General features: G+C 71.5%; 21 protein-coding genes. 12 read left to right on the forward strand and 9 right to left on the reverse strand.

Annotation, left to right across the window (positions count from 1 at the left end):
• The first annotated feature begins 11 nt into the window (after window positions 1-11).
• The gene (locus tag QNO11_RS03005) at window positions 12-1,592 is read left to right on the forward strand and encodes an aspartate:alanine exchanger family transporter (protein WP_257509251.1); all 1,581 of its coding nucleotides are present in this window, start codon (window positions 12-14) and stop codon (window positions 1,590-1,592) included.
• A 129-nt stretch (window positions 1,593-1,721) separates the two neighbouring features.
• Here the strand turns inward: QNO11_RS03005 and QNO11_RS03010 are convergent, their stop codons facing one another.
• On the reverse strand, window positions 1,722-2,384 hold the full coding sequence (locus QNO11_RS03010; RefSeq protein ID WP_257509252.1) for a TetR/AcrR family transcriptional regulator: 663 nt from the start codon (window positions 2,382-2,384) through the stop codon (window positions 1,722-1,724).
• Between the two features lie 70 nt (window positions 2,385-2,454).
• On the opposite strand from QNO11_RS03010, the gene QNO11_RS03015 reads away from it, so the two are divergent.
• The 3 genes from QNO11_RS03015 to sucD all read left to right on the forward strand — a co-directional run bounded on the left by QNO11_RS03015 (window position 2,455) and on the right by sucD (window position 6,183).
• On the forward strand, window positions 2,455-3,972 hold the full coding sequence (locus QNO11_RS03015) for an FAD-dependent oxidoreductase (protein WP_257509253.1): 1,518 nt from the start codon (window positions 2,455-2,457) through the stop codon (window positions 3,970-3,972).
• Window positions 3,973-4,096: 124 nt separating this feature from the next.
• Window positions 4,097-5,260 (forward strand): ADP-forming succinate--CoA ligase subunit beta, encoded by a 1,164-nt coding sequence (gene sucC, locus QNO11_RS03020; RefSeq protein ID WP_257509254.1) that lies wholly within the window; start codon window positions 4,097-4,099, stop codon window positions 5,258-5,260.
• A 20-nt stretch (window positions 5,261-5,280) separates the two neighbouring features.
• The gene (gene sucD / locus QNO11_RS03025) at window positions 5,281-6,183 is read left to right on the forward strand and encodes a succinate--CoA ligase subunit alpha (RefSeq protein ID WP_257509255.1); all 903 of its coding nucleotides are present in this window, start codon (window positions 5,281-5,283) and stop codon (window positions 6,181-6,183) included.
• A 60-nt stretch (window positions 6,184-6,243) separates the two neighbouring features.
• Here the strand turns inward: sucD and QNO11_RS03030 are convergent, their stop codons facing one another.
• The 5 genes from QNO11_RS03030 to QNO11_RS03050 are packed head-to-tail and all read right to left on the reverse strand — an operon-like array spanning window position 6,244 to window position 9,613.
• The gene (locus QNO11_RS03030; protein ID WP_257509256.1) at window positions 6,244-6,579 is read right to left on the reverse strand and encodes a hypothetical protein; all 336 of its coding nucleotides are present in this window, start codon (window positions 6,577-6,579) and stop codon (window positions 6,244-6,246) included.
• A 17-nt stretch (window positions 6,580-6,596) separates the two neighbouring features.
• Window positions 6,597-7,154, reverse strand: a complete 558-nt coding sequence (locus QNO11_RS03035) for a type 1 periplasmic-binding domain-containing protein (RefSeq protein ID WP_257509257.1) — start codon at window positions 7,152-7,154, stop codon at window positions 6,597-6,599.
• Entirely contained in the window at window positions 7,151-7,744 is a 594-nt protein-coding gene (locus QNO11_RS03040) for a hypothetical protein (protein ID WP_257509258.1), read from the reverse strand. Before QNO11_RS03040 ends, QNO11_RS03035 begins: the two co-directional genes overlap by 4 nt.
• The gene (locus tag QNO11_RS03045; RefSeq protein ID WP_257509259.1) at window positions 7,741-8,289 is read right to left on the reverse strand and encodes a hypothetical protein; all 549 of its coding nucleotides are present in this window, start codon (window positions 8,287-8,289) and stop codon (window positions 7,741-7,743) included. Before QNO11_RS03045 ends, QNO11_RS03040 begins: the two co-directional genes overlap by 4 nt.
• 1 nt (window position 8,290) lies before the next feature.
• A complete protein-coding gene (locus QNO11_RS03050) occupies window positions 8,291-9,613 on the reverse strand; it encodes a putative T7SS-secreted protein (RefSeq protein ID WP_257509260.1) in 1,323 nt (440 codons plus the stop codon).
• 95 nt (window positions 9,614-9,708) lie between these two features.
• On the opposite strand from QNO11_RS03050, the gene QNO11_RS03055 reads away from it, so the two are divergent.
• Window positions 9,709-10,149: a nitroreductase family deazaflavin-dependent oxidoreductase gene (locus QNO11_RS03055; RefSeq protein ID WP_257509261.1), complete on the forward strand. Its 441-nt coding sequence runs from the start codon at window positions 9,709-9,711 to the stop codon at window positions 10,147-10,149.
• Window positions 10,150-10,186: 37 nt separating this feature from the next.
• Here the strand turns inward: QNO11_RS03055 and QNO11_RS03060 are convergent, their stop codons facing one another.
• Window positions 10,187-11,593, reverse strand: coding sequence for an NCS2 family permease (locus QNO11_RS03060; protein WP_257509262.1), 1,407 nt, complete (start codon window positions 11,591-11,593; stop codon window positions 10,187-10,189).
• A 95-nt stretch (window positions 11,594-11,688) separates the two neighbouring features.
• Between QNO11_RS03060 and QNO11_RS03065 the strand changes: the two genes are divergently transcribed.
• From QNO11_RS03065 to purH, 3 genes are read left to right on the forward strand one after another with little or no spacing between them, the layout of a single operon-like run.
• Window positions 11,689-13,029, forward strand: a complete 1,341-nt coding sequence (locus tag QNO11_RS03065; protein WP_257509263.1) for a cell division protein PerM — start codon at window positions 11,689-11,691, stop codon at window positions 13,027-13,029.
• Window positions 13,030-13,033: 4 nt separating this feature from the next.
• Complete coding sequence (purN, locus tag QNO11_RS03070; RefSeq protein WP_257509264.1) at window positions 13,034-13,627, forward strand: phosphoribosylglycinamide formyltransferase; 594 nt, start codon at window positions 13,034-13,036, stop codon at window positions 13,625-13,627.
• A 20-nt stretch (window positions 13,628-13,647) separates the two neighbouring features.
• The gene (gene purH, locus QNO11_RS03075; RefSeq protein ID WP_257509265.1) at window positions 13,648-15,255 is read left to right on the forward strand and encodes a bifunctional phosphoribosylaminoimidazolecarboxamide formyltransferase/IMP cyclohydrolase; all 1,608 of its coding nucleotides are present in this window, start codon (window positions 13,648-13,650) and stop codon (window positions 15,253-15,255) included.
• Window positions 15,256-15,359: 104 nt separating this feature from the next.
• Here the strand turns inward: purH and QNO11_RS03080 are convergent, their stop codons facing one another.
• Window positions 15,360-16,811, reverse strand: coding sequence for a dihydrolipoyl dehydrogenase family protein (locus QNO11_RS03080; protein ID WP_257509266.1), 1,452 nt, complete (start codon window positions 16,809-16,811; stop codon window positions 15,360-15,362).
• A 262-nt stretch (window positions 16,812-17,073) separates the two neighbouring features.
• Between QNO11_RS03080 and QNO11_RS03085 the strand changes: the two genes are divergently transcribed.
• The 4 genes from QNO11_RS03085 to QNO11_RS03100 all read left to right on the forward strand — a co-directional run bounded on the left by QNO11_RS03085 (window position 17,074) and on the right by QNO11_RS03100 (window position 23,317).
• The gene (locus QNO11_RS03085; protein ID WP_257509267.1) at window positions 17,074-18,651 is read left to right on the forward strand and encodes a DNA-3-methyladenine glycosylase 2 family protein; all 1,578 of its coding nucleotides are present in this window, start codon (window positions 17,074-17,076) and stop codon (window positions 18,649-18,651) included.
• Entirely contained in the window at window positions 18,648-19,163 is a 516-nt protein-coding gene (locus tag QNO11_RS03090; RefSeq protein ID WP_257509268.1) for a methylated-DNA--[protein]-cysteine S-methyltransferase, read from the forward strand. The genes QNO11_RS03085 and QNO11_RS03090 overlap by 4 nt, the downstream gene beginning before the upstream one ends.
• Window positions 19,164-19,691: 528 nt before the next feature.
• A complete protein-coding gene (locus tag QNO11_RS03095; RefSeq protein ID WP_257509269.1) occupies window positions 19,692-21,503 on the forward strand; it encodes an ABC transporter ATP-binding protein in 1,812 nt (603 codons plus the stop codon).
• On the forward strand, window positions 21,500-23,317 hold the full coding sequence (locus QNO11_RS03100; RefSeq protein ID WP_257509270.1) for an ABC transporter ATP-binding protein: 1,818 nt from the start codon (window positions 21,500-21,502) through the stop codon (window positions 23,315-23,317). Before QNO11_RS03095 ends, QNO11_RS03100 begins: the two co-directional genes overlap by 4 nt.
• A 51-nt stretch (window positions 23,318-23,368) precedes the next feature.
• Here the strand turns inward: QNO11_RS03100 and QNO11_RS03105 are convergent, their stop codons facing one another.
• Window positions 23,369-24,307 (reverse strand): N-acetylglucosamine kinase, encoded by a 939-nt coding sequence (locus tag QNO11_RS03105; RefSeq protein ID WP_285169680.1) that lies wholly within the window; start codon window positions 24,305-24,307, stop codon window positions 23,369-23,371.
• Between the last annotated feature and the right edge of the window lie 71 nt (window positions 24,308-24,378).

The following is a 24,378-nucleotide window of genomic DNA, read 5'->3' on the forward strand; positions in this document are numbered from 1 at the left end:
TACTCGGGAGTATGCGCCCGGTCTTCGAATTTCTTGCCGCGCAACCCGTCCTCACCGCTTTCCTCCTCGTCGGACTGGGATCGGCGGTCGGTCGCATCCGCATCGCGGGCGTCTCGCTCGGCGCGATCGGGGTGCTGTTCGGCGCGATGGCGCTGACCGCCTGGGGTGTCGCGCTGGGCGTCCCGATCGAACTGCCGGCGACGATCGGCGACACCGGTCTGGTGCTGTTCGCATTCTGTGTCGGACTCATCGCCGGCCCCGGGTTCGGCCATGCCCTGCGCACCGCGTATCCGCTGCTGCTCGCGGTGACCGGTTGCCTCGTGGTCGCCGCGGCCGCCGCCTTCTTCGTGGGGCGGGCCATGGGCGTGTCCCCCATGACCATCGCCGGCACCTTCGCCGGGGCGCTGACGAACACCCCCGCGCTCGCCGCCACCGGCGGCAGTCCGGAGGCGACCGTCGGCTACGCCAGCGCGTACGTGTTCGGCGTCGTCGGGGCGATGGTCGCGGTGGGACTGGCGCTGCGCCATCGTGCGTCCGACACCGACGCGCAGCCGCCGCTGATCGACAAGGCCGTGCACATCGACACCACCGAGCGCCCGACGGCCGCCACGCTCAGCCATCGCCACGGCGGCCGCGTCACCTTCTCCCGGCTGATGCCCGAGGAAGGCGGCGAGATGGCGACCGTCGGTCCCGACACCGTCCTGCCACCGGGCGGCGTGGTCAACGTGGTGGGACCGCGCGATGTCGTGGAGGCCGTGACCGCGGAGCTCGGCCACACCTCCTCGATCGACATCGTGCAGGACCGCAGGCAACTGGACTACCGGCGCATGATCCTGTCGAACCCGAAGCTCGCCGGTCGCGCGATCGCGAGTCTCGGGCTGCGTGAGCAGTACGGCGCCACGATCGCGCGGGTGCGCCGTGGCGACGTCGAGTTCGTCGGAACCGGCGACGTGGTCCTGCAGTTGGGCGACCGGCTGCGGGTCGTGGGCCCCCGCGACGCGATGGGCGCCCTGACGGAGCTGATCGGCGACTCCGAGCGGGGTGTCGCCGACATCAACCCCTTCGCGCTCGGAGTGGGGATCGCCGCCGGGCTCGGGCTCGGCGCCATCCAGGTGCCGCTCCCCGGCGGCGGCACGTTCGCGCTGGGCGCGGCGGCCGGTGCCCTCATCATGGGCCTCATCTTCGGCCGGGTCCGCCGCATCGGCCCGATCTCCACGACGCTGCCCACGACGGCGGCCAACGTGCTGTCCGAACTCGGGCTGGTGCTGTTCCTCGCCTTCGCGGGCACCAAGGCGGGTTCGCTCATCGTCTCGGCGATCGTTTCGGGGGAGATCCTGTCGCTGCTGCTGCTCGGATTCGTGATCACCACGATCGTCGTGGCGGGCACCTTCCTCGTCGCGCGGTACGCGTTCCGCACCGGCGGCACGCGGCTGGCCGGTGTCGTCTCCGGCGTGCAGACCAACCCGGCCCTGCTCGCCTTCGCGAACACCCGCACCGGATACGACGTGCGCGTCGCGTTGGCCTACAGCCTGGTGTACCCCGCCGCGATGGTGGTGAAGATCCTGCTGGCGCAGGTGCTGGTCACCCTCTGACCCGCCCGCGAACCCGTGAGACCACAGCTGGTCGCCGAGCCAGTGGGAACTTCCCAGGGTCTCGGCGACCAGGTGTCGTTTCACCGGGAGAGTGAGGCGACCCGCGGGGGAAGTGAGGCGACCCCAGGGTCAGCGGGGGAGGGCGGTGCGCACGCGGCGGGCGACCTCGGCGGCCGGCATCCGCTTGGGGAACACCGCGACCACGACGTCGTCGTCGGCGGGGTCGCTGGACTGCGCCACCCCGAACCGCCGCAGCACGTCGTCCAGGGCCGCGCGCAGCACCGACACCGGCACGCGCTTGGGGCCGCGCAGCAGCTGCCGCAGCACGTGGTTGTGCACCGCAGTCACCAGCGCCGCGAAGCCGACGGCATCCAGCGGATCCAGATCGGGCATGGCGCTGCGCAGGTACTCATCGAACAGGCGCTCGTACCGGAACACCATGACGATCTCCCGGTCCCGCAGCGCCGGCACCTGGCGGACCACGACGTAGCGGCGGCGGGCGAGCACGGGGTCCGCGGCGAAGTGACGGTACGCCAGGACGGATGCCTCGCACACCGCCTGCCACGGGTCGGCGTGCTCCCGCTCGAGGAACTCCCGCAACCGTTCCAGCAGCAGTTCGTGGTCGGCGAAGACGACGTCGTCCTTGCCGCCGAACTGGCGGAAGAACGTCGACCGCGACACCCCGGCCGCCTGCGCGATCTGCTCCACCGAGGTCGCCTCGAACCCCTGCGAGGCGAACAAGTCCAGCGCTGCGGCGATCACGGCGGTGCGCGCTGCGGTGGTGTCGTTCATGTCAACGGAGCCTAGTGTGCCGCGTGTCAAGCGGTTGAGTACACATCCTCGGTGGCCCTTGAGTGGGGGGATGACCTCACTGTGGATGCAGCAACCCCGTTCCGTCGCGGGTACCCCCTTCGAGCCGGACGCACACCACGACGTCGTGATCGTGGGGGCGGGGCTGACCGGACTGTGCACCGCGGTGCTGCTGGCCGTCGACGGCTTCGACGTGTGCGTGCTCGAAGCAGGCGACATCGCGGCCGGGGCCAGCGGCAACAACACCGGCAAGGTGTCGCTGCTGCAGGGCAGCACGCTCTCGACGATGCGCGCGCACCATCCGGCGTCGCTCGTCCGCGCCTACGTCGAGGCCAACCGGGCCGGTCAGCAGTGGCTGCTGGCTTTCGCGGATGCCGCGGGGATCGACCGCACGACGCACACCGCCTACTCCTACGCGCAGACAGCCGACGGCGCCGACACGGTCGACGCGGAACGCGCCGCCGCCCGGGAGGCGGGGCTCGACGTGCGCATCGCGAGGGTCGCCGAGACCGCTGATCTGCCGTTTCCGCTGACCCGCGCGGTCGCCCTGGACGACCAGACTGCGCTGGATCCCGCCGCCGTCACCACGGCCCTGGCCGCGGCGTTCGTCGCCGCGGGCGGGGTGCTGCACACCGGTGTGCGCGTCACCGGGCTGTCGGTGGTGCCGCACCCGACGCTGCGGACCACGGCGGGGCCGATGGCAGCCGAGAACATCGTGCTGGCCACCGGCACCCCGATCGTGGATCGCGGCCTGACCTTCGCGAAGGTGTCCGGGAGCCGGTCGTACTGCGTCTCGTTCCAGACCCCCACCCCGGTGCCCGAAGGGCTGTTCCTCTCGGTCGACGGCCCCACCCGGTCGCTGCGCCCCGTCCACGACGGCGGATCCCGCCTCATCGTCGGCGGCAACGGGCACCCCGTCGGTCGGGCCGACTCCGAGCGCCAGCGGGTGGAGGAGCTGATCGTCTGGACGCAGGAGCACTTCGCCGGCGCCGAACCCACCCACCGCTGGTCGGCGCAGGACTACACCTCACACAACCTCGTCCCCTTCGTGGGGGTGCTGCCACGGAGCCTGAGCCGCGTGCGGTTCGCCACCGGCTACGCCAAGTGGGGACTCACCAACGCCCCGTGGGCAGCGCTGCGCCTCGCGGCGGAGATCCGCGGGCAGGCGCGGGAAGAGCTGCCGCAGTGGATGGCGCAGATCGGCACCCGACTGACGATGCCCGGCGACCTGGCGCGCGGCGCCGTGGAGAACGCGAAGGTCGCCGGTGCCGCGGCCGGGGGCTGGTTCGGCGCGGAGCGCCGGGCGGTGCCGGTGCCGCAGCCGGCCGAGGGGCAGGGCGTCGTCGCCCAGCAGGGCGGACGGCCGGTGGGCGTATCAACGGTCGACGGCCGCACCCGTGCCGTCAGCGCCGTCTGCCCTCACATGGGCGGGGTGCTGAAATGGAACGACGCCGAGTGCAGCTGGGACTGCCCGCTGCACGCGTCGAGGTTCGCCGCCGACGGCACCCGGCTGGAGGGCCCCGCCAGCCGGGACCTACATGCACTGCCGCGTCGCACCGGCAGTCGCTGATCTACCGCGCAAGCCGGGGCAAAGGCTCCCCGAGCGCGGGTAGTAGGCTGTGGGACTGTCGATCTCTCGATATCGAGATTGTTTGCGACACCCAAACCCACCGTCGCCCAGCGAAGGATTGCACGTGGATCTGTACGAGTACCAGGCACGAGACCTTTTCGAGAAGTACGAGGTGCCGGTTCTCGCCGGCATCGTCGCCGACACCCCCGAGGAGGTGCGGGCAGCAGCCGAGAAGATCGGCGGAGTCGTCGTCGTCAAGGCGCAGGTCAAGGCCGGCGGCCGCGGCAAGGCCGGCGGCGTGAAGGTCGCCAAGACCCCCGACGAGGCATACGAAGCGGCCAAGGGCATCTTCGACCTCGACATCAAGGGCCACATCGTCAAGCGCGTCATGGTCGCGCAGGGCGCCCGCATCGACAAGGAGTACTACTTCTCGGTGCTGCTGGACCGCGCGAACCGCTCCTACCTGAGCCTGTGCTCGGTCGAGGGCGGCATGGAGATCGAAGAGCTCGCCGTCGAGCGTCCCGAGGCGCTCGCGCGCATCGAGGTCAACCCCGCCACCGGCATCGACAAGGCCAAGGCCGTCGAGATCGCGCAGGCCGCGGGCTTCGCCCCCGAGCTCGTCGAGGCCGTCAGTGACGTGTTCGTCAAGCTCTACGCCGTCTACAAGGGTGAGGATGCCACGCTCGTCGAGGTCAACCCGCTCGTGCTGACCGAGGAGGGTGACATCGTCGCCCTCGACGGCAAGGTGTCCCTCGACGAGAACGCCGACTTCCGCCACCCCGGCCACGCGCTGCTGGAGGACAAGTCCGCCGCAGACCCGCTGGAGGCCAAGGCCAAGGCGAACGACCTGAACTACGTCAAACTCGACGGTGAGGTGGGCGTCATCGGCAACGGTGCGGGCCTGGTCATGTCGACGCTGGACGTCGTCGCCTACGCCGGCGAGAACCACGGCGGCGTCAAGCCCGCCAACTTCCTCGACATCGGCGGCGGCGCCTCGGCCGAGGTCATGGCCGCCGGCCTGGACGTCATCCTCGGCGACCCGCAGGTCAAGAGCGTGTTCGTCAACGTCTTCGGCGGCATCACCGCCTGCGACGCCGTTGCCAAGGGCATCGTCGGCGCACTCGCCGCGCTGGGCTCCAGCGCCTCCAAGCCGCTCGTGGTGCGCCTGGACGGCAACAAGGTCGAAGAGGGCCGCGCGATCCTGCGCGATGCCGCTCACCCGCTCGTCACCCTGGCCGACACGATGGACTCCGGCGCCGACAAGGCCGCCGAGCTCGCCAACGCCTGAGATCCGAAAAGGAAACTGATATGTCGATCTTCCTCAACAAGGACTCCAAGGTCATCGTCCAGGGCATCACCGGCGGCGAGGGCACCAAGCACACCGCTCTCATGCTCAAGGCCGGCACCCAGGTCGTCGGCGGCGTGAACGCCCGCAAGGCCGGCACCACGGTGCTGCACCACGCGGCCGACGGCTCGCCCGTCGAGCTGCCCGTCTTCGGCTCCGTCGCCGAGGCGATCGAGAAGACCGGTGCCGACGTGTCGATCGCGTTCGTGCCCCCGGCCTTCACGAAGGACGCGATGGTCGAGGCCATCGACGCCGAGATTCCGCTCCTGGTCGTCATCACCGAGGGCGTCCCCGTCGGCGACACCGCCGAGGCGTGGGCGTACGCCCAGTCCAAGGGCAACACGACCCGCATCATCGGCCCGAACTGCCCCGGCATCATCACGCCCGGCGAGTCGCTGGTCGGCATCACGCCCGCCAACATCGCCGGCAAGGGACCCATCGGTCTCGTCTCGAAGTCGGGAACCCTGACCTACCAGATGATGTACGAGCTGCGCGAGATCGGTTTCTCCACGGCCATCGGCATCGGCGGCGACCCGGTCATCGGCACGACGCACATCGACGCCCTCGCCGCGTTCGAGGCCGACCCCGAAACCAAGGCCATCGTCATGATCGGTGAGATCGGTGGCGACGCCGAAGAGCGCGCAGCCGAGTACATCAAGGCCAACGTCACCAAGCCGGTCGTCGGCTACGTGGCCGGTTTCACCGCCCCCGAGGGCAAGACGATGGGCCACGCCGGCGCCATCGTGTCCGGCTCCGCCGGCACCGCGCAGGCCAAGAAGGAGGCCCTCGAGGCCGCCGGCGTCAAGGTCGGGAAGACCCCGTCCGAGACGGCAGACCTGATGCGCGAGATCATCGCCGCGCTGTAACGCGCCCGCGAACGACGAAGGGTGGATGCCGCGTGGCATCCACCCTTCGTCGTATCCGCCTCAGAGTGGCTGCGGTCCGCCGCGCCCGGGGCCGGGGGTGGCCTGCTCGGGCGGGCGCGTGAGCGCGGCGACCAGCTGTGAGTCGATCTCGGTGAACGCGTCGGCGACCGCGCGGGCCTGGTCCTTCAGTGCCGTGACCTCTTCGATCAGCTCGCGGCGGCGGTCATCCCACTTGCCGGCGAAGTCGTCGGTGGCGTCGGCCAGCTCCCGCACCGGGATGGCGGCGGCCAGCGACTCGGAGTCGGCCTGGGCCGATTCCAGCCGGCGGACGATGGTGGCGAGGTTGGTGGAGACGCGCCCCACCTCGTCGACGTCGATCTGCAGTCGTCCCGACATGTCGTGACTTCCCTTCCTCAGTCGTGCGGCGCGGTGCCGATGGCACGCGCCAGTGCGTCGTAGTCGTCACGGAGGCCTTCGAACCGGGCGATGTCCGGGTCGCCGGCGATCATCAGCACGTCGCGGTCGTCCAGGCGCCACAGCCAGTGGGTGATCGCGGTGATCGCTCCGCTGTCGTCGGCGACGTGCCGGGTGGAGGTCAATCCGGGGCCCAGGCGACCACCCTCGAAGGACGTGATCTGCACGGGGCGCACCGTCGCGGCATCCTGCACCCCCAGCAGGTGCTCCTCGGACGCGTCAGCGACCCGGGGCATCTCGTAGATGCTCGCGATGCCCAGCGCCTCGTGGGGACGGGAGAAGTACGCGAACCGGTGCTCGTGCTCGTCGGCGCCGCGGGCAAGCCCCTCGGCCGTGTCGGCCACCCACTGCCGCATCGCCTCGTCGTACCCGTACGCGGTGGCCAGCGCCCCGGCGAGGGTGTCGCGCCACTGCTCGAGGGTCGCGAACCCCTCCCACGGCCAGCTGTCGGGGACGTATACCCACAGATCGGGGTCGAAGTCGACCTGCAGAGTCATCGCTGTCCTTCGGGGTCGGGCCAGGTCACGGCATCCAGCATCGTCGTCACCAGTGTCGTGAGGGCGTCGGTGACGGGTTGGTACTCCGCGACGGGGAGCCCGGAGATCGAGGCGAACGCCACGAGGTAGGCATCGTGGCCCGGTACGCGCCAGACGTAGTCGATGCTGCGCAGCAGCACGACCGATTCGTCGCCGGCATCCGCGGGCGCCTGCTCGTCCCGGATGCTGCGGCGCGCGGGCCCGGCATCGGTGTGCACGCGCTCTCCCCCCGGCGGCAGCTGCGGATCGGCGGCCGGCACATGGCTGAGGACGACGGAGGTCGACACCGGCACCTGCCAGGGGATCCCCATCGGCATGGCCGCGGCGAAGCCGCCCGCACCGCGGGCCTGGTCCAGCGCGCCGGCGAGGGTGCGCTCCAGCTCGTGCACGAACGGGCCGATGCTGTCGCGCGGCCCGTTCTCCCAGAAGCCGGCGAACGCGGCGCGTGCGGTGGCGGCGTTGTCGTCGCTGACGGGGAACAGCTGCCACGCGGGCGGGAGGATCATGCGGGGGCGCGGCAGGGTGGCCGTCCCGTCGGCGACGGCGCTCATCGGCGGGTCGGGCGGCGCAGTTCGACGATGTCGCGCACGTACTCGATCGTGCCGCGCACCCCGAAGACGATCATCGCGAGCAGGAACGCCCCCGCCGCGGGGAGCACGAGCCACAGCTGCGCACCGCCGTAGGCGACGGCGGCGACCAGGGTCGTCATGAGCCCGAGGCCGCTGATGACGCTCATGTCGAAGCGGGCGCCCCAGAAGTAGGCGGGGAACCGGGCCGGAAACGGCCAGGTGATGACCGTGAGGGCCAGCATCCCCACCGCCGGAAGCCACAGCAGCCAGAACGGCGGCTGGAAGAGGGGGAAGCCGGCAGCGGTGCCGGTGATGCTGCCGTCCGCTTCGGAGGGGAGGGTCCCCTGGATCAGCCCGATGACGGCGATGAGGATGATCGGCAGCAGCCCGAACGCCACGATGGTCATGCCTGTCCAGAAGAACAGCCGATCGGCGAGGATCACCCGGGGGGTCTTTGCTGCGCCGCGCTTGGCGGCGGGCCTGGTCGTCCGCTTCACGGCGGGGGACGTGGTGGTTCGTGCGGTCACGCTACGACCCTACTTTCCACGTCGCGCTGTCCTTGACGCCCTGGTACCAGTCCGCGCCGGCATCCACCACGTCGCTCACGGGGTTGTCGGCCATGATGCGCTCGAACGCGTCGGCGACACCGGGGGCGACGCTGCCGAGGATCGTGTTGGGCATGGTGACGGCGGTACGGATGCCGAATGCGATCTTGATGCGCGCCATCTCTTCGCGGCCGATCTGCAGCAGCAGGTCGTCCAGCGGTCCACCCGCGCCGGCACGGGCGCTCTCGGCGACCCGGAGGAAGTGCGCGTTGAACACGCCCTTCGCGCCGGTGACCTCCCGGACCCACTGCACCGACGGCAACTGCACCGGCCCCAAGCTCAGCCCGTTCTTGCCGCGCAGCACGCCGTTGAAGCTGCCGGTGACCGAGCGCAGCGCCGAGGAGTTTCCCTGTGCGGCCAGCCGCGCGACGCGCGTGCCCTTGAGGGCGGTCATGACGCCGCCGATCGCGCGGGTCGCCACCGCGGCGACACCGAAGGTCGCCACCGTGATGAGGTCGATCGCGAAGTCGACCCACGAGATCTGGCCGGTCGAGGCGAGGATGAGGCTGAGCCCCGCCGTCAGGGCGGCCGCGGCCAGCGCGAACGGTGCCAGCACCGGCAGGAAGAAGCTCAGCACCGACAGCACCGTGGTCACCAGCTGCAGCACCTTGTGGATGGCCTTGAGGATCTCGGCGTTCTCGGCGACCCAGCCGGAGAAGTTGTCCCAGAGCCCATCGTTGAGCCCGTCGCCGTCCATCGCGTCGCGCATGCGGCCCGCGGCGGCCACGCCGGAGTCGCGCAGTCGTTCGATGATCTGCGCGAAGCGCGCCTGGGCGCCCGCCGCGGCGGAGGACTGTGCGCCCTGGCGCTGGGTCAGCAGCATCAGATGCCGGTTGAGGTCGACCGCTTCCATCGGGTCGGTCGTGCGCTGGCGCTGCTCGCGGTAGTGGTCGATCTCGCGGTTGTACCGGTCTTCGGATGCCGTCGCCTCGGCGTGCTCGCGCACGAGAGTCATCGCCTCGGTCTGCGCGGTCTGCAGGTCGGTGGCGAAGGAACTCAGCGCGGAGCCTGCCTCCCGGTAGCGGCCCTCGAGGGACTCCAGGCGCGTGGCGACCTGTCCGGCGTTCTCGGCGAGCTGGTCGAGGGCCTTGCTCTCGTGCTGGCTGGTGTCGGCGATGGCGGCGCGCAGGCCCGAGACCGCCTCGAGGATGGCATCCGCCGTCGCGGTGAACCGCGTGGCGCGGGAGGAGACGGTGTCGGGGCTCCCGGGGATGGGGGCGATCCGATCGGGCAGTTCGATGGACATCCGCGGCTCCTTCTGCTCTGGTGCGGGTTCAGCCTAGGGAAGGCGGGAACGCAGTCTCGATGGGCTGAACTCCCCATTGACGTTAACGTGGGGGCATGTCGTTGAATGGTGAGTACCTGCCCAGCACGTCCACGTGGGCCCGTACCCAGGCCGAGAAGTACGAAGCCTCCGGCGGGACGGAGGCCAATCTGCTGCAGGGTGTGCCGATCATCGTGCTGACCTCGGTCGGGGCGAAGACGGGCGGCCTGCGCAAGACGGCGCTGATGCGTGTGGAGCACGACGGCCGCTACGCGGTCGTCGCGTCCAAGGGCGGCCACCCGCAGCCGCCGGCGTGGTACTGGAACGTGCGCAAGAACCCGCGGGTGCGCCTGCAGGACGGCGCCGTGGCCCGTGACTACCTCGCCCGGGAGCTGGACGGGCAGGAGTACGCGCAGTGGTGGCAGCGTGCCGCTGCGGTGTGGCCGGCGTACGACGACTACCAGACCAAGACCGATCGTCGCATCGCGGTGTTCGTGCTGGAGCCCGTCGAGGACTGAGGGATCGCCTGATCCGCTCAGTCCTCGACGAAGCGGATCAGGCCAGCAGCATCTCGAGCGGGCCGCGGGCGAAGTACAGCACGAAGCCGAAGGCGACCACCCACAGCAGCCAGTGCACCTTCCGGGCGTTGCCGGACAGGGCGTTGACGACGACCCAGCTGATGAAGCCCGCGCCGATGCCGTTGGCGATCGAGTAGCTCAGCGGCATGACGGTCACGGTGAGGAAGACCGGCAGCAGCACGTTGAACTCGGAGAAGTCGATGTGCTTGATCTGCGCGAGCATCATGGCCCCGACCAGCACCAGCGCCGCAGCGGCGATGAAGCCGGGGACGAGGCCGGTGACGGGCGTCACGAACATCGCGAGCAGGAACAGCACACCGGTGACGACGTTCGCGAAACCCGTGCGGGCGCCTTCGCCGATGCCGGAGCCCGACTCGACGAACACCGTGGCCGACGATGACGAGGTCGCGCCGCCGACGACGGCGCCGACGCCCTCGACGATGAGCGCCGACTTGATGCGGGGGAAGTCGCCCTTCGCGTCGGCGAGATCGGCCTCCTTCGCAAGTCCCGTCATGGTGCCCATGGCGTCGAAGAAGTTGGTGAACACGAGCGTGAACACGAACATCAGCAGCGTCACGAAGCCGACCTTGCCGAAGTCGAAGCCGAAGTCCACGGCGCCGATGAGGCTGAGGTCGGGGAGCGCGAACAGGCCGGCCGAAAGGCCGAAGTCGGCGACCGGCGTGAAGATGTTGACGATTGCGGCCAGGACGGTGCCGGCGATGAGGGCGATGAGGATCGCGCCCCTCACCTTCAGCGCGATGAGGGCGCCGCCGATGAGCAGCGTGACCACGAACAGCAGCGTGTCGATCGAGGCGACCGAGCCGGCGATGCCGAGCTCGAGGGGCGTGCCCTCGGCCGGCCCGACGAAGCCGGCGTTGACGAAGCCGATGAACGCGATGAACAGGCCGATGCCGACGGTGATCGCGAGCTTGAGCTGCACGGGCACGGCGTCGAAGATCATCTTCCGCAGGCCCGTCGCTGCCAGCAGCACGATGATCAGGCCGTTGATGATGGTGAGGGCCATCGCCTCGCCCCACGTCACCTGGCCGACGACCGAGAATGCGAGGAACGCGTTGATCCCGAGGCCCGCGGCGAACGCGAACGGCAGGCGGGTGACGATACCGAAGAGGATCGTCATGAACCCGGCCGTGAGGGCGGTGCTCGCCGCGACGGCGCCGGGGTCGAGGATGGTGCCGTTGACGTCGGCGGTGGACAGGATGATCGGGTTCAGGATCACGATGTAGGCCATCGTCACGAATGTGACGACACCGCCGCGGATCTCACCGCCGAGGGTGGAGCCGCGTTTGGTGATCTCGAAGAAACGGTCGAGGCCGTTGCGGGGTGTGGCGTCTGAGTGGGCAGGGGCGGGTGCGGGCGCAGTCATAGGGGGACCTCCTGCGGAAACATTACTGGTGCGACATGGGTGCGCCGGTGCGCCGGTGCAGCGCCTGCCCCGTGCGTAGGTAGGGTCGACAGCGCATGAATCGCCTCCTCGTCGCCCTCCTTGCCGCTTTCGACGCCGTTCTGGCCGTCGCCGTCGGGCTCGTCGCCGCGCTCGCGCCGCTCACCCTGCTGTGGATCTTCGGCTTCGGCGCCGACGCCTCCTGGGCTGGGCTGTGGCCCGCCGCCGGCCGGATCTGGCAGCTCGGGCACCTCGTGCCGCTCGCGGTGACACTGCCTGAGGAGTTCACGGTGCCGGCCGGGATCGACCCCGCTGCGGCATCCTTCACCGTGTCGCTGGCACCCCTTGCCCTGGCCGTCTTCACCGCCGTGTTCGCCGCCCGCTCCGGCGCGCGGGCCGCCACCGCCGGCGCCTGGCTGACGGGGGTGCTGTCGAGCACCGTCGTGGTCGCCGTCGCGGCGGCGGGCGTCGCGATGACCACCGGCAACGACATCGCCGCCGTGCAGCTGTGGCAGGCGATCGGATTCCCGGTGCTCGTCTTCGCCCTGCCCGCCCTCGGCGGCGCGCTCGCGGTCGCCTGGCGCACCGGTGACGACGGCCTCGTCGACGCGGCGCACAGCGTGCTGGTCCGCCGCGGCGGCCTGTGGTCGGAGGTGCCGGGCCTCATCGCCCGTGGCACGGCCATCGTCGTGGCGTCGCTGGTGGGCATCGGCGGGCTGGTCGTGGCGATCGCGGTCTTCGCCGGAGGCGCGCGGATGATCGCGCTGTTCCAGGCGGGCCAGGTCGACGCGCTCGGGGCGTCCGTGCTCACTCTCGCGGAACTGGCCTACCTGCCGACGTTCGTGATCTGGGCGATCTCGTTCGTCGCCGGCCCCGGCTTCGCGCTGGGACTGGACACCGTGGTCTCGCCCGTGGGCACCCATGTCGGCGTGCTCCCCGGCATCCCGGTGCTGGGCGCGATCCCGGAGTCGACGTCCCCGTGGCTGCTGCTGCTCGCGCTGCTGCCGGTCGCCGCCGGTGCGCTCGCCGGCTGGGTGACCCGGTCGCAGCTGGTGCGTCAGGCACGTACCGGGCCGGGCGGCCATGAGGCGATGGGCGTGCGCGTGCTCGTCGCCTTCGGCATCACCGTGGCCTCGGCCGGGGTCGCCGCGGTGCTCGCGGTGGTCGCGTCCGGGGCGATCGGGCCGGGCGCCCTGGCCGTCGTCGGGCCGGCACCGGGGCCCTTGGCGCTCGCGGTGGGGGTGGAGACCGCGCTGGGCGCGGCGATCCTGCTGCTGTCGCCGCGCGGTCGCGATGCCGCCGGCGACGCCGTGGCGCCCGTCGACCGTGTCGCGGACCACGCGGAGCACGCGGAGCACGCGGAGCACGCGGAGCCGGAGGCCCCCGGGGAGGGCGCCGCGCGGGCGCCGGTAGACTGACCGCGTGCTCACGGTCGCCGTCCTCATCTCGGGAGCCGGGTCGAACCTTCGGGCCCTGCTCGAGGCCGCGAGCGATCCCGCCTTTCCTGCGCGCGTGATCGTCGTCGGCGCCGACCGGGAAGCGTCCGGACTCGCCCACGCCGAGGAGTTCGGCATCCCGAGCTTCGTCATCCCCTGGGCCGGTGCGGCCCAGCGCGAAGCGTGGGGTGACGAGCTGCTGGCCCATCTGGAGGTCTGGAAGCCCGACCTCGTCGTGCTCAGCGGCCTGATGCGACTGCTTCCCCCCGCCGTCGTCGCGGCGTGGGCGCCGCGGCTGATCAACACCCACCCCGCCTACCTGCCGGAGTTCCCCGGCGCGCACGGTGTGCGCGACGCGCTGGCCGCCGGCGTCTCGCAGACCGGCGCCAGCGTCATCGTCGTCGACGACGGCGTCGACTCCGGTCCGATCCTCGCCCAGGAGCGCGTCAGCGTGCTGCCCGGCGACGACGAGAACACTCTTCACGACCGCATCAAGCCTGTCGAGCGGCGCCTGCTGATCGACGTCGTCCGTCGTATCGCCGTCGGCGAGCTGGATCTCGCCGCGGCATCCACCATCTGACCTACCCGGAGGAGCTCTCCATGGCCGGCCCGAGCCACGACCCGTCCCTGTACCGCAATCGCGACACCGTCCCGGTGCGCCGCGCGCTCGTCTCGGTGAGCGACAAGACCGACCTGCTGGTGCTCGCTGCGGCGCTCGCCGACGCCGGCGTCGAGATCGTCTCCACCGGATCCACGGCGGCCACCATCCGCGACGCCGGGTTCGCCGTGACCGACGTGGCATCCGTCACCGGATTCCCGGAGTCGCTCGACGGCAGGGTCAAGACGCTGCACCCGAGCGTGCACGCCGGGCTGCTCGCCGACCTGCGGCTGGCCGACCACGAGCGCCAGCTCGCCGACCTCGGCATCGAGCCGTTCGAGCTCGTCGTGGTGAACCTCTACCCGTTCGTCGAGACCGTCGCCTCCGGCGCGCCCGCCGAGGACGTCGTGGAGCAGATCGACATCGGTGGGCCCGCCATGGTGCGCGCCAGCGCGAAGAACTTCGCCAACGTCGCGATCGTCGTCTCCCCGGCGTCCTACCCCGCCGTGCTCGCAGCCATCGCCAAGGGCGGCACCTCGCTCGTGCAGCGTCGCGAGCTGGCCGCCCGGGCCTTCGCGCACACCGCCGCGTACGACCGCGCCGTGTCGACGTGGTTCGCGGAGGAGACCCTCGCCGCCGAGGGCGAGCTGCCCGAGCACCTGACGATCACGGCCGAGCGGCTGGAGACCCTCCGCTACGGCGAGAACTCGCACCAGCGCGCCGCGCTGTACTCCCGCGCCGGCGGCCACGGCATCGCCCAGGCGACGCAGCTGCAGGGCAAGGAGATGTCGTACAACAACTACGTCGACGCCGACGCGGCCCTGCGCGCCGCGTTCGACCTGGTCAAGCCCGCCGTCGCGATCATCAAGCACGCCAACCCGTGCGGCATCGCCGTGGCCGCCCCGCAGGCGCTGGATCCCATCGCGTCGGCGCACCTGCGGGCGCACGAGTGCGACCCGGTGTCGGCGTTCGGCGGTGTGATCGCAGCAAACCGCACCGTGACGCTGAAGATGGCCGAGAACCTGCGCGACATCTTCACTGAGGTCATCGTCGCCCCCGACTTCGAGCCGGAGGCGCTGGAGGTGTTCCGGCTGAAGAAGAACCTGCGGGTGCTGAAGCTCCCCGTCGACTGGCGGCAGGAGCCGATGGACGTGCGGCTGGTCTCCGGCGGGCTGCTGCTGCAGGACGCCGACCGGTTCCCCGACGAGATCGAGTCGCTCGTCGACGGCTGGGAGCTCGTGGTGGGGGAGCGGCCCGCGGACGAGGACCTGTCGAACCTGTCCTTCGCGTGGAAGACGTGCCGCGCGGTGAAGTCCAACGCGATCGTGCTGGCCAAGGCCTCGGCGACGGTCGGGATCGGGATGGGGCAGGTCAACCGCGTCGATTCGTGCCGGCTGGCAGTCGAACGGGCGGGCGACCGTGCAGCAGGGTCGGTCGCGGCATCCGACGCGTTCTTCCCCTTCGCCGACGGGGTGCAGGTGCTGCTGGATGCCGGCGTTCGCACGATCATCCAGCCGGGTGGCTCGGTGCGCGACCAGGAGGTCATCGACGCCGTCCGCGCCGCGGGCGGGACGATGTACTTCACCGGCGAGCGTCACTTCTTCCACTGACCCCCGCCGCGCCGCCGCTGCCGAGTGAGTATTCGTGCTGCCGAGTGAGTATTCGTGCTGCCGAGTGAGTATTCGTGCTGTCGAGTGAGTATTCGTGCTGCCGGTCAGGCGTTCGGGCGACCGTACTGCTCGAGCCAGCGCAGCCACACCTCGCTGACCGTCGGGTAGGAGGGCACAGCGTGCCAGAGGCGGGCCAGCGGCACCTCGCCGACGATCGCGACGGTCGCCGCGTGTAGTAGCTCGGCGACGTCGGGGCCGACGAAGGTCGCCCCGATCAGCACGCCGCGGTCCTCGTCGACGATCGCGCGCGCCTGGCCGCGGTAGTCGTCGGCGTAGACCGAGGCGCCGGCGACGGATGCCAGGTCGTAGTCGAGCACGCGGATGCGCCGGCCCGCGTCGGTCGCCGCGTGTGCCGTGAGGCCGATCGACGCGATCTCCGGGTCGGTGAAGGTGACCTGCGGCACGTGGGCGTGGTCGGCGGTGGCGACGTGGGTGCCCCACGGCCGGTCATCGATGGCGGCACCGGCAGCGCGGGCGGCGATCGCGTCGCCGGCGGCACGGGCCTGGTACTTGCCCTGGTGGGTCAGCAGGGCGCGACCGTTGACGTCCCCCACGGCGTAGAGCCAGTCCGTCCCCCGCACCAGCATCGTGTCGTCGACGTCGAGCCAGTCGCCGGGCGCCAGATCGACCGCCTCCAGCCCCAGGTCGGTGGTGCGCGGCATCCGTCCGGTCGCCACGAGCACCTTCTCGGCGTGGACACGGGTGCCGTCGGACAACTCCAGCGTCGCGCCGGTGGCGCCGCCGTTGTGGCCTGCTCCGGTGCCGCGGCGCCGTGCGCCGACGACGTCGACGCCGGTGCGGATGTCGACGCCCGATTCGGCGAGGGATGCCGCGACCAGCTCTGCCGCGAACGGCTCCGTCCCGCCGAGCAGCCCCGATCGCACGAGCATCGTGACGGCGGTGCCGAGGTGTGCGTATGCCGTGGCCATCTCGGCGGCGACCACACCGCCGCCGACGATCGCGAGCGAGGTCGGCACGGTCTGAGCGCTCGTGGCGTCGCGGCTGGTCCACGGCTCGATCTCGCGCAACCCCGGGACATCCGGCAGGAGCGCGGCCGATCCGGTCGCCACCGCGACGGCGTGGCGGGCGACGAGGTCGGTGCTGGTGCCCGCGGCATCCGTCACGCGCAGGCGGCGCGGCCCGGTGAAGGTGGCGTGGCCGCGGACGAGGTCGATGCCGGCGCTCTCGAGCCACTGCACCTGCCCCTCGTCGGACCAGTCGTGGGTGATCTCGTTGCGGCGGTGGAGCACCGCCGCAACGTCGATGTCGCCGGTGACCGCCTGCCGCGCGCCGTCGACGGCGCGCGCCGCGCGGACCGCGGCGGCGCTGCGCAACAGCGCCTTGGATGGCATGCATGCCCAGTAGGAGCATTCGCCGCCGACCAGTTCGGCCTCGACGATGACGGTGCGCAGCCCGCCCTGTACCGCGCGGTCGGCGACGTTCTCGCCGACCGCTCCCGCCCCGATGACCACGACGTCGTACTCCCGCTCGCTCATGCCCCGCACGCTATCCCCCGCGCGGTGTCCCCCGCGAGGGTTGCGCCGACACCGCCGCGCCAGGACAGGAATACTCACCGAGACAGGGCGATTTCGGCTGATTCCTCCTGTGTCGGTGAGATCGCCTGTTCCCGGAACGACGGCGGGCGCGGGGCGCCCGGCACCACGAATACTCACTCGGCACCGCGAATACTCACTCGGCGGCCACGGCGATGGCCGATTTCCGCGAGCGGGACGGCCGGGGCGGTGGCAGGCTGGGGGTATGAGTCAGGCAGTCACGGGGTTCGACGAGCGGTATCGGGCCATCCATGCGCGGGACGCGCGCTTCGACGGCCAGTTCGTCACCGCCGTGCGCACCACCGGAATCTACTGCCGCCCCAGCTGCCCCGCCCGCACCCCGAAGCCCGGCAACGTCGAGTTCTACGCCACCAGCGCTGCCGCGCACGAGGCCGGTTACCGCGCCTGCAAGCGTTGCCTGCCGGAGGCGGCACCGGGTTCGCCCGCGTGGGACCTGCGCGGCGACACCGCCGGCCGCGCCATGCGCCTCATCGCCGACGGCGTGGTCGAGCGCGAGGGCGTGCCGGGGCTGGCCTCCCGCCTCGGCTACTCCAGTCGTCATCTCTCGCGCCTGCTCGCCGCCGAACTCGGCGCCGGCCCGCTCGCGCTCGCCCGCGCGCACCGCGCGCACACCGCGCGGATGCTGTTGGTGGGCACCGACCTGCCCATCGCGGACATCGCGTTCTCGGCCGGGTTCGCCAGCGTCCGCCAGTTCAACGACACCGTGCGGGAAGTGTTCGGGATGCCGCCGCAGCAGCTGCGCGCGCGACGTCCGGCATCCGGCGTGGCCGCCGCCGCCGGCGCGATCGACCTCGTGCTCCCGGTGCGGGCGCCGTTCGACGTGGACGGGCTGTTCGCGTGGATGGCGGCGCGCGTCATCGCCGGCGTCGAAACCGCCACCCCGACCTCTTTCGCGCGCAACATCGCGCTGCCGGGGGGACCGGCCTGGTTCCGGCTGCGCGCCGACGGCGCCCGCGTGCGTCTGGAGGCCCGCCTCAGTCGCCTCGGCGATCTGCCCGTGCTGGTCGCCCGCGCCCGCCGGCTGTTCGACCTCGACGCGGACCCCGTGGCCATCGACGAGGCGCTCGCGCGCCACCCGGAGCTTGCCGCCTCCGTCGCCCGCACACCCGGCCTGCGGGTGCCTGGTACCGCGGACCCGCACGAGATGCTCATCCGCGCCATGATCGGCCAGCAGATCTCAGTGGCTGCCGCTCGCACCGCCCTGGTGCGCCTGACCGAGGCGCTGGGGGAGCGGGTGCCCGAGCACGAGGGCACCGACCGGCTGTTCCCCACGATGACCGCGATCGCCGAACACGGTGCGGAGGTGCTGCGCGGCCCCGCCGCCCGCATCCGCGCCGTCACCGGCGCCGCCGCGCTGATCGCGGCCGGCGACCTGTCGCTGTCGCCCGGCGACGACGGCGTCGAGCAGCGCGCGCGGCTGCTCGCGCTGCCGGGAGTCGGTCCCTGGACTGCCGACTACGTGCGGATGCGGGTCACCGGCGACCCCGACGTGGTCCTCCCGGGCGACGTCGCCGCTCGGACCGGGGCGGGGAACCTCGGCATCCCCGCCGACCCGGCCGGTCTCACGGCTTGGGCCACCCGGACCGCGCCGTGGCGCAGTTACCTCACCGCGCACCTGTGGCGGGCGGCCCTGCCCGCGGCGACCCCCACCCCACCCCTCCCCGTCGGAATTCAGGCTGAGGATGCCGCGACGGCCGAATCAGGGCCCGAATCCGCCGCACAGCCTGAATTCGGACGCCCTCTCTCAGGAGCCAGGTCATGACCACCCTCAGCACCACCACCCAGACCGCCACGATCCAGACCCTCGACACCCCCGACGGCCCATTCACGATCGTCAGCGACGCCGCCGGACGCGTGCTCGCCTCCGGCTGGACCCCCGACGGCGACACGATGCTCGCCCGCATCCACCCGGCGCTGCGCCCGGCCACCGTGCACGAGCGGCGGACGGATGCCGCGGATGCCGTCGCCGCCTACTACGCCGGTGACGTCGCCGCGATCGACGGAATCGAGGTCGCCCAACACGGCACCGCCCTGCAGCAGAACGGCTGGACGGCACTGCGCCGCATCACACCAGGCCGCCCGCTGACCTACACCGGTTTCGCGGTCGAGATGGGCCACCCCCGCGCCGTGCGGGCAGCCGCCTCCATCTGCGCGCGCAACGCCGCCGCCCTGTTCGTGCCGTGCCACCGCGTGCTGCGCACCGACGGCACCCTCGGCGGCTTCGCCTGGGGACTCGACGTCAAGCGGTCCCTCCTGGCCCGCGAATCAGACTGATCCAGGCGACCAACAGGCACATACCCGTCGAAAAAGTTGTTGCACTCAGCGAATTCTCAGGGATAGGCTAGTGGGCTCCCGCGGGTCGGGAGTCCCCGCCCACAAACCCCTCCGGAGGATGCCATGTACCAGGCCGCCATCACCGCGAAGCCGATCACGCTCCTCCCCGCCGCCGCACGCCGGTTCGCGGGAGTGGAGGGGTAGTCGCGGGGGCACCCGCAGACGACCGCGGGGCGCCTCGCCGCCCCGCGTGACAGACTCGGCGCCCCGCGCCTCGGCCTCCGCTGCGGCCGGCGCGCCCCGCGCCACCGTCGCTACCGCGCCACCGCTACCGCGCCACCGCCACCGCGCCACCGCCCACCGCGCGCGAGCGCCCACCGCGCGCCACCGCCACCGCCACCGCGCGCCCCCGCACCCCGCGCCCCCGCACCCCGCGCCACCGCCACCCCGCGCCACCGCCGGGCCGCGCACTTGCCCGGAGGGCCCGCTACGGCCCCCGCTCCCCACCGCACGACCCCACTAAGGACCATGACCTCCTCGCCGCAGAGACTTTCCACCCCGCGGGCGCTCGCTCGCCTCATCCCGTTCGTCAAACCCGTGCTGCCCCGTTTGATCGGCGGCTGCATCGCCGCGTTCGGCGCGGCGATGATGAGCCTGCTCATCCCGCTCGTCCTCGAGGCCGTCGTCGACGGGCCCATCGCCGACGGCGAGATTCCGCTCATCGTCTGGGCGGCTGTCGGCGTGCTCGTCCTGGGTGCGCTCGAGGCACTGTTCATCTACCTGCGCCGCGCGTTCGTGCTGACCCCGGCGACGGGCGTCGAGTACGAGATCCGGCAGCAGTTCTACCGGCGCCTGCAGCGCCTGCCGGTGTCGTTCCACGACCGCTGGCAATCAGGGCAGCTGCTCAGCCGCATGATGCAGGACATCAACCTCATCCGCCGCTGGCTCGCGTTCGGCGCGATCCTGCTGCTGGTGAACGTCCTGACCATCGTCATCGGCGCGGCCTTCCTCTTCCGCTGGCACTGGGCCCTGGGCACGACGTTCCTGGTCGTGTCGATCCCGCTGTGGTTCTTCGGCTACCGGTTCGAGCACAACTACGGCGTGCTCGCACGTCAGAGCCAGGACCAGGCCGGCGACCTGGCCACCTCGGTCGAGGAGAGCGTCCACGGCATCCGTGTGCTCAAGGCGTTCGGCCGCGGCAAGCACGCGCTGCAGAAGTTCCGCGCGCAGGTCGAGACGCTGCGAGGCACCGAACTGCGCAAGGCCCGCGAAGTGGGCGTGCTGTGGTTCTGGCTCGAAGTCGTGCCGATGATCGCGTTCGCGCTGTGCCTGCTGATCGGCATCTGGCTCGCCAGCACCGACCAGCTGACCGTCGGCGAGCTGTTCGCCTTCTTCGCGATGGCCACCGCGCTTCGCTGGCCGCTGGAGTCGCTCGGGTTCCTGTTCTCGTTCCTCATCGACGCCCGCACCGCCACCGACCGCGTCTTCGAGGTGCTCGATTCGGAGAACGCGATCGTGGACCCGGAGAACCCCAAGACCATCGAGAATCCGCGCGGGGAGCTGGCCTTCCGTGGCGTGCACTTCCGGTATCAGGATGCCGGTGCCACCGAGCGCGACCTGCTGGACGGGGTCGACCTCGTGCTGGAGCCGGGGGAGACGATGGCCCTGGTGGGCCTCACCGGCTCGGGCAAGACCACCCTGACGACCCTCCCGGCGCGCCTGTACGACGTGACCGAGGGTGCCGTGGAACTGGACGGCGTCGATGTGCGCGACCTCACGCTCGAAGAGCTGCGCCGCCACGTCGCGATGGCGTTCGAGGATGCCACGTTGTTCTCGACCTCGGTGCGCGACAACGTGCTGCTGGGTCGCGACGGCCTGGATCCGCTGAGCCCCGAGGCGGATGCCGTGCTGGCAGAAGCCCTCGAGATCGCGCAGGCCCACTTCGTGTACGACCTCCCCGACGGTGCGGACACGCTCGTCGGCGAGGAGGGGCTGAGCCTGTCCGGTGGGCAGCGGCAGCGCCTCGCGCTCGCGCGCGCCGTTGCGGCCCGGCCGCGCGTGCTGGTGCTTGACGACCCGCTGTCGGCGCTGGACGTGGACACCGAGGCGCTGGTCGAGGCGGCGCTGCGCCGCGTGCTGGCCACCACCACCGCGCTCATCGTGGCGCACCGGCCGTCGACGGTGGCCCTGGCCGACCGCGTCGCCGTGCTCGAGGCGGGGCGCATCACGGCCGTCGGCACCCACGCCGAGCTGCTGCGCACGAGCGAGCACTACCGGCATGTCATCTCGAGCTTCGAAGCCGAGGAACGCACCCAGCGCGAGACGGAGGTGAACCTGTGAGCGTCTCGACGGTTCAGGGAACCAGCGGCGAGGACCGCGACGACTACACCAAGACCGAGAGCCGCGCCATCCGGCGCCGGTCGCTGCACCTGCTCGGGTCCCTCGTGAGCCCGATGAAGGGGCTGCTGGTGCTGACGGCTGTCGTCGTCGTGGCCTCCACCGCACTGCGGGTGCTGGGACCTGCGCTGATCGCCTGGGGCATCAACGTGGCGCTTCCGCGCGCCGTGGACTACGCCGACTGGATGCCGGCGTTCGTGGTGACGGCGGTGTATCTGGTCACCGGCATCCTGGGCGCCGCCCTCATCGCCTGGTACGTCGGGTTGGCGGCACGGCTGACCCAGGCAGTGCTGATGGACCTGCGCACGCGGATCTTCCGCCACACGCAGCGGCTGAGCCTGGAGTTCCACGAGAGCTACACGTCGGGGCGCATCATCTCGCGGCAGACCAGCGACCTGGAGTCGATCCGCGAGTTGCTCGACGGCGGGCTCAACCAGCTCGTGCAGGGGAGCCTGTACGGCATCTTCACGCTGGCGATGCTGTTCATCCTGGATTGGCAGTCCGGCGTCATCCTCGTGGTCATGGGCATTCCGCTGGCACTGCTGATGCGCTGGTTCTACATCCAGTCGCAGAAGGGATTCCGGCTGTCGCGGGTGGTCAGCGCGAAGCTCATCGTGCAGTTCGTGGAGACCATGACGGGCGTGCGGGCGGTCAAGGCCTTCCGCAAGGAGAAGCGCAACGACGCCGAGTTCGGGGAGATCTCGGGGGAGTACCGCCGGGTCAACCTCAAGCTCGTGCGGCTGTTCGGCGTGCTCGATCCCGGCCTCATCCTCATCTCGAACGTGACGATGGCCATCGTGCTGCTGTGGGGCGCGCTGCGCGTCGTGGACGGCACCTTCCTCATCGGCAGTCTGCTCGCGGCGGTGCTGTACATCCGCAACTTCTTCAGCCCGCTGGAGGAGATCGCGATGTTCCTGAACTCCTACCAGTCAGCCACCGCGGCGCTGGAGAAGGTGTCGGGCATGCTGGAGGAGGAGCCGACGGTTCCCGATCCGGCGGAGCCGGTGGACCTGTGGCACGCACGAGGTCACGTGCGCTTCGAGGACGTCGAGTTCGGCTACGCCTCGGGCCGGGTGATCCTGCCCGACTTCTCGCTGGACATCCCCGCGGGGCAGACCATCGCCCTGGTCGGCACGACCGGGGCGGGAAAGTCCACGCTGGCCAAGCTGGTGTCGCGTTTCTACGACCCGACGCGCGGCAGGGTGACCCTGGACGGGGTCGACCTGCGGTCGCTGCACCCGAAGGACCTGCGCCGCGCGATCGTCATGGTCACGCAGGAGGCGTACCTGTTCAGCGGCACGATCGCCGACAACATCGCACTGGGAAAGCCCGACGCGACGCTGGCGGAGATCCAGGCCGCAGCGCGCGCGGTGGGGGCCGACACCTTCATCCAGGCGCTGCCGGACGGCTACAACACCGACGTGAACAAGCGCGGCGGTCGGGTCTCCGCCGGGCAGCGGCAGCTGATCTCGTTCGCGCGGGCGTTCCTGGCAGATCCCGCCGTGCTCATCCTGGATGAGGCGACGGCGTCGCTGGACATGCCCAGCGAGCGGATGATCCAGGACGCGCTGCAGACGCTGCTGGCCGACCGCACCGCGATCATCATCGCCCACCGCCTGTCGACGGTGGCGATCGCCGACCGGGTGCTCGTCATGGAGCACGGCCGCATCATCGAGGACGACGCCCCCGCCGCGCTCATCGCCGGCACCGGTAAGTTCTCGCAGCTGCACGCCGCCTGGCGCGAGTCGCTGGTGTGACGACGGATGCCGCACCCCGCCCGAGACGGCGGGGTGCGGCATCCATCCGTCTCAGCCGGCGGAGGCCGCGTCCGAGACCGCGACGGCGGTGGCCAGCGGATGCCGCGCCGGCAGGTTCGCGAGGGCGGCGTCGCCGTCGATGCCCTGGCCCCGGGGCGCAACCAGGGCGATGTCCAGGTCGGCGTCCGTCAGTCGCCGCTGGAACGCCGCGCGCAGCGGCGCGGAGCGGAACACCCCACCCAGCGCGCACACCTGCAGCGTCCCGTCGTCGCCGCGGTGCACGCGGTGCAGCGCCGTGGTGACGCTGTGCGCCAGCTCGTCGGCGGCGCGGCGGGTGATGTCGGCGGCGACGGCGTCGTGGTCGGTGTGGGCGGCCACGGCTGCGGCGAACCCCGCGATCACGCTGACGCGGTCGTCGGCGGTCTGCAGCCGGATGTACGCCTCGGTGAGGTCGGGCCAGTGCTCCTGGGCGACCGCGCGCAGCGCCGTCGCCGGGCCCCGGCCGTCGAAGTCGCGCATGACGGCAGCCAGTGCCTCCCGGCCGATCCAGTAGCCGCTCCCGGCATCGCCGACGAGGTACCCCCAGCCGTCCACCCTGGCCACCGCGTCGCCGCCGACGGCGAGGGTCACCACGCCGGTGCCGGCGGCCACCACGGCACCGCGGGCGTCACCGAGCGCGCCGAGGAACGAGGTGGTGGAGTCGTGCGCGAGGATCGTCCGGGCCACGGCGGTGCCGCGCAGCAGCTCGCGCAGCGCCCCGGCGTCGGTCTCGGCCGACGTGAGGCCCGACACCCCGGCGGCCACGACCGACACCGGTGCGCCGGCGCGGGTGATCGCGGCGTGCGCGACCTCCGCGAGCTGTGGCAGCAGCGAGGCATGCGTGCGGATGCCGGGGAAGACCTCGTCCTGCACGTCGCCGCCCCAGCGCACGCGGGTTTTGATGCTGGTCTGTCCTGCGTCGATGGCCAGGACGGCGTCGCCGGCGGTCATGACATCACCAGCGGGACGGTGACGGGGCCGATGTCGCGGTGAAGAAGAACGGGCACGGATTCGTTCTACAC

The sequence above is a fragment of the Microbacterium sp. zg-B96 genome (assembly GCF_030246865.1).
In the GTDB taxonomy this organism is placed as follows: Bacteria; Actinomycetota; Actinomycetes; order Actinomycetales; family Microbacteriaceae; genus Microbacterium.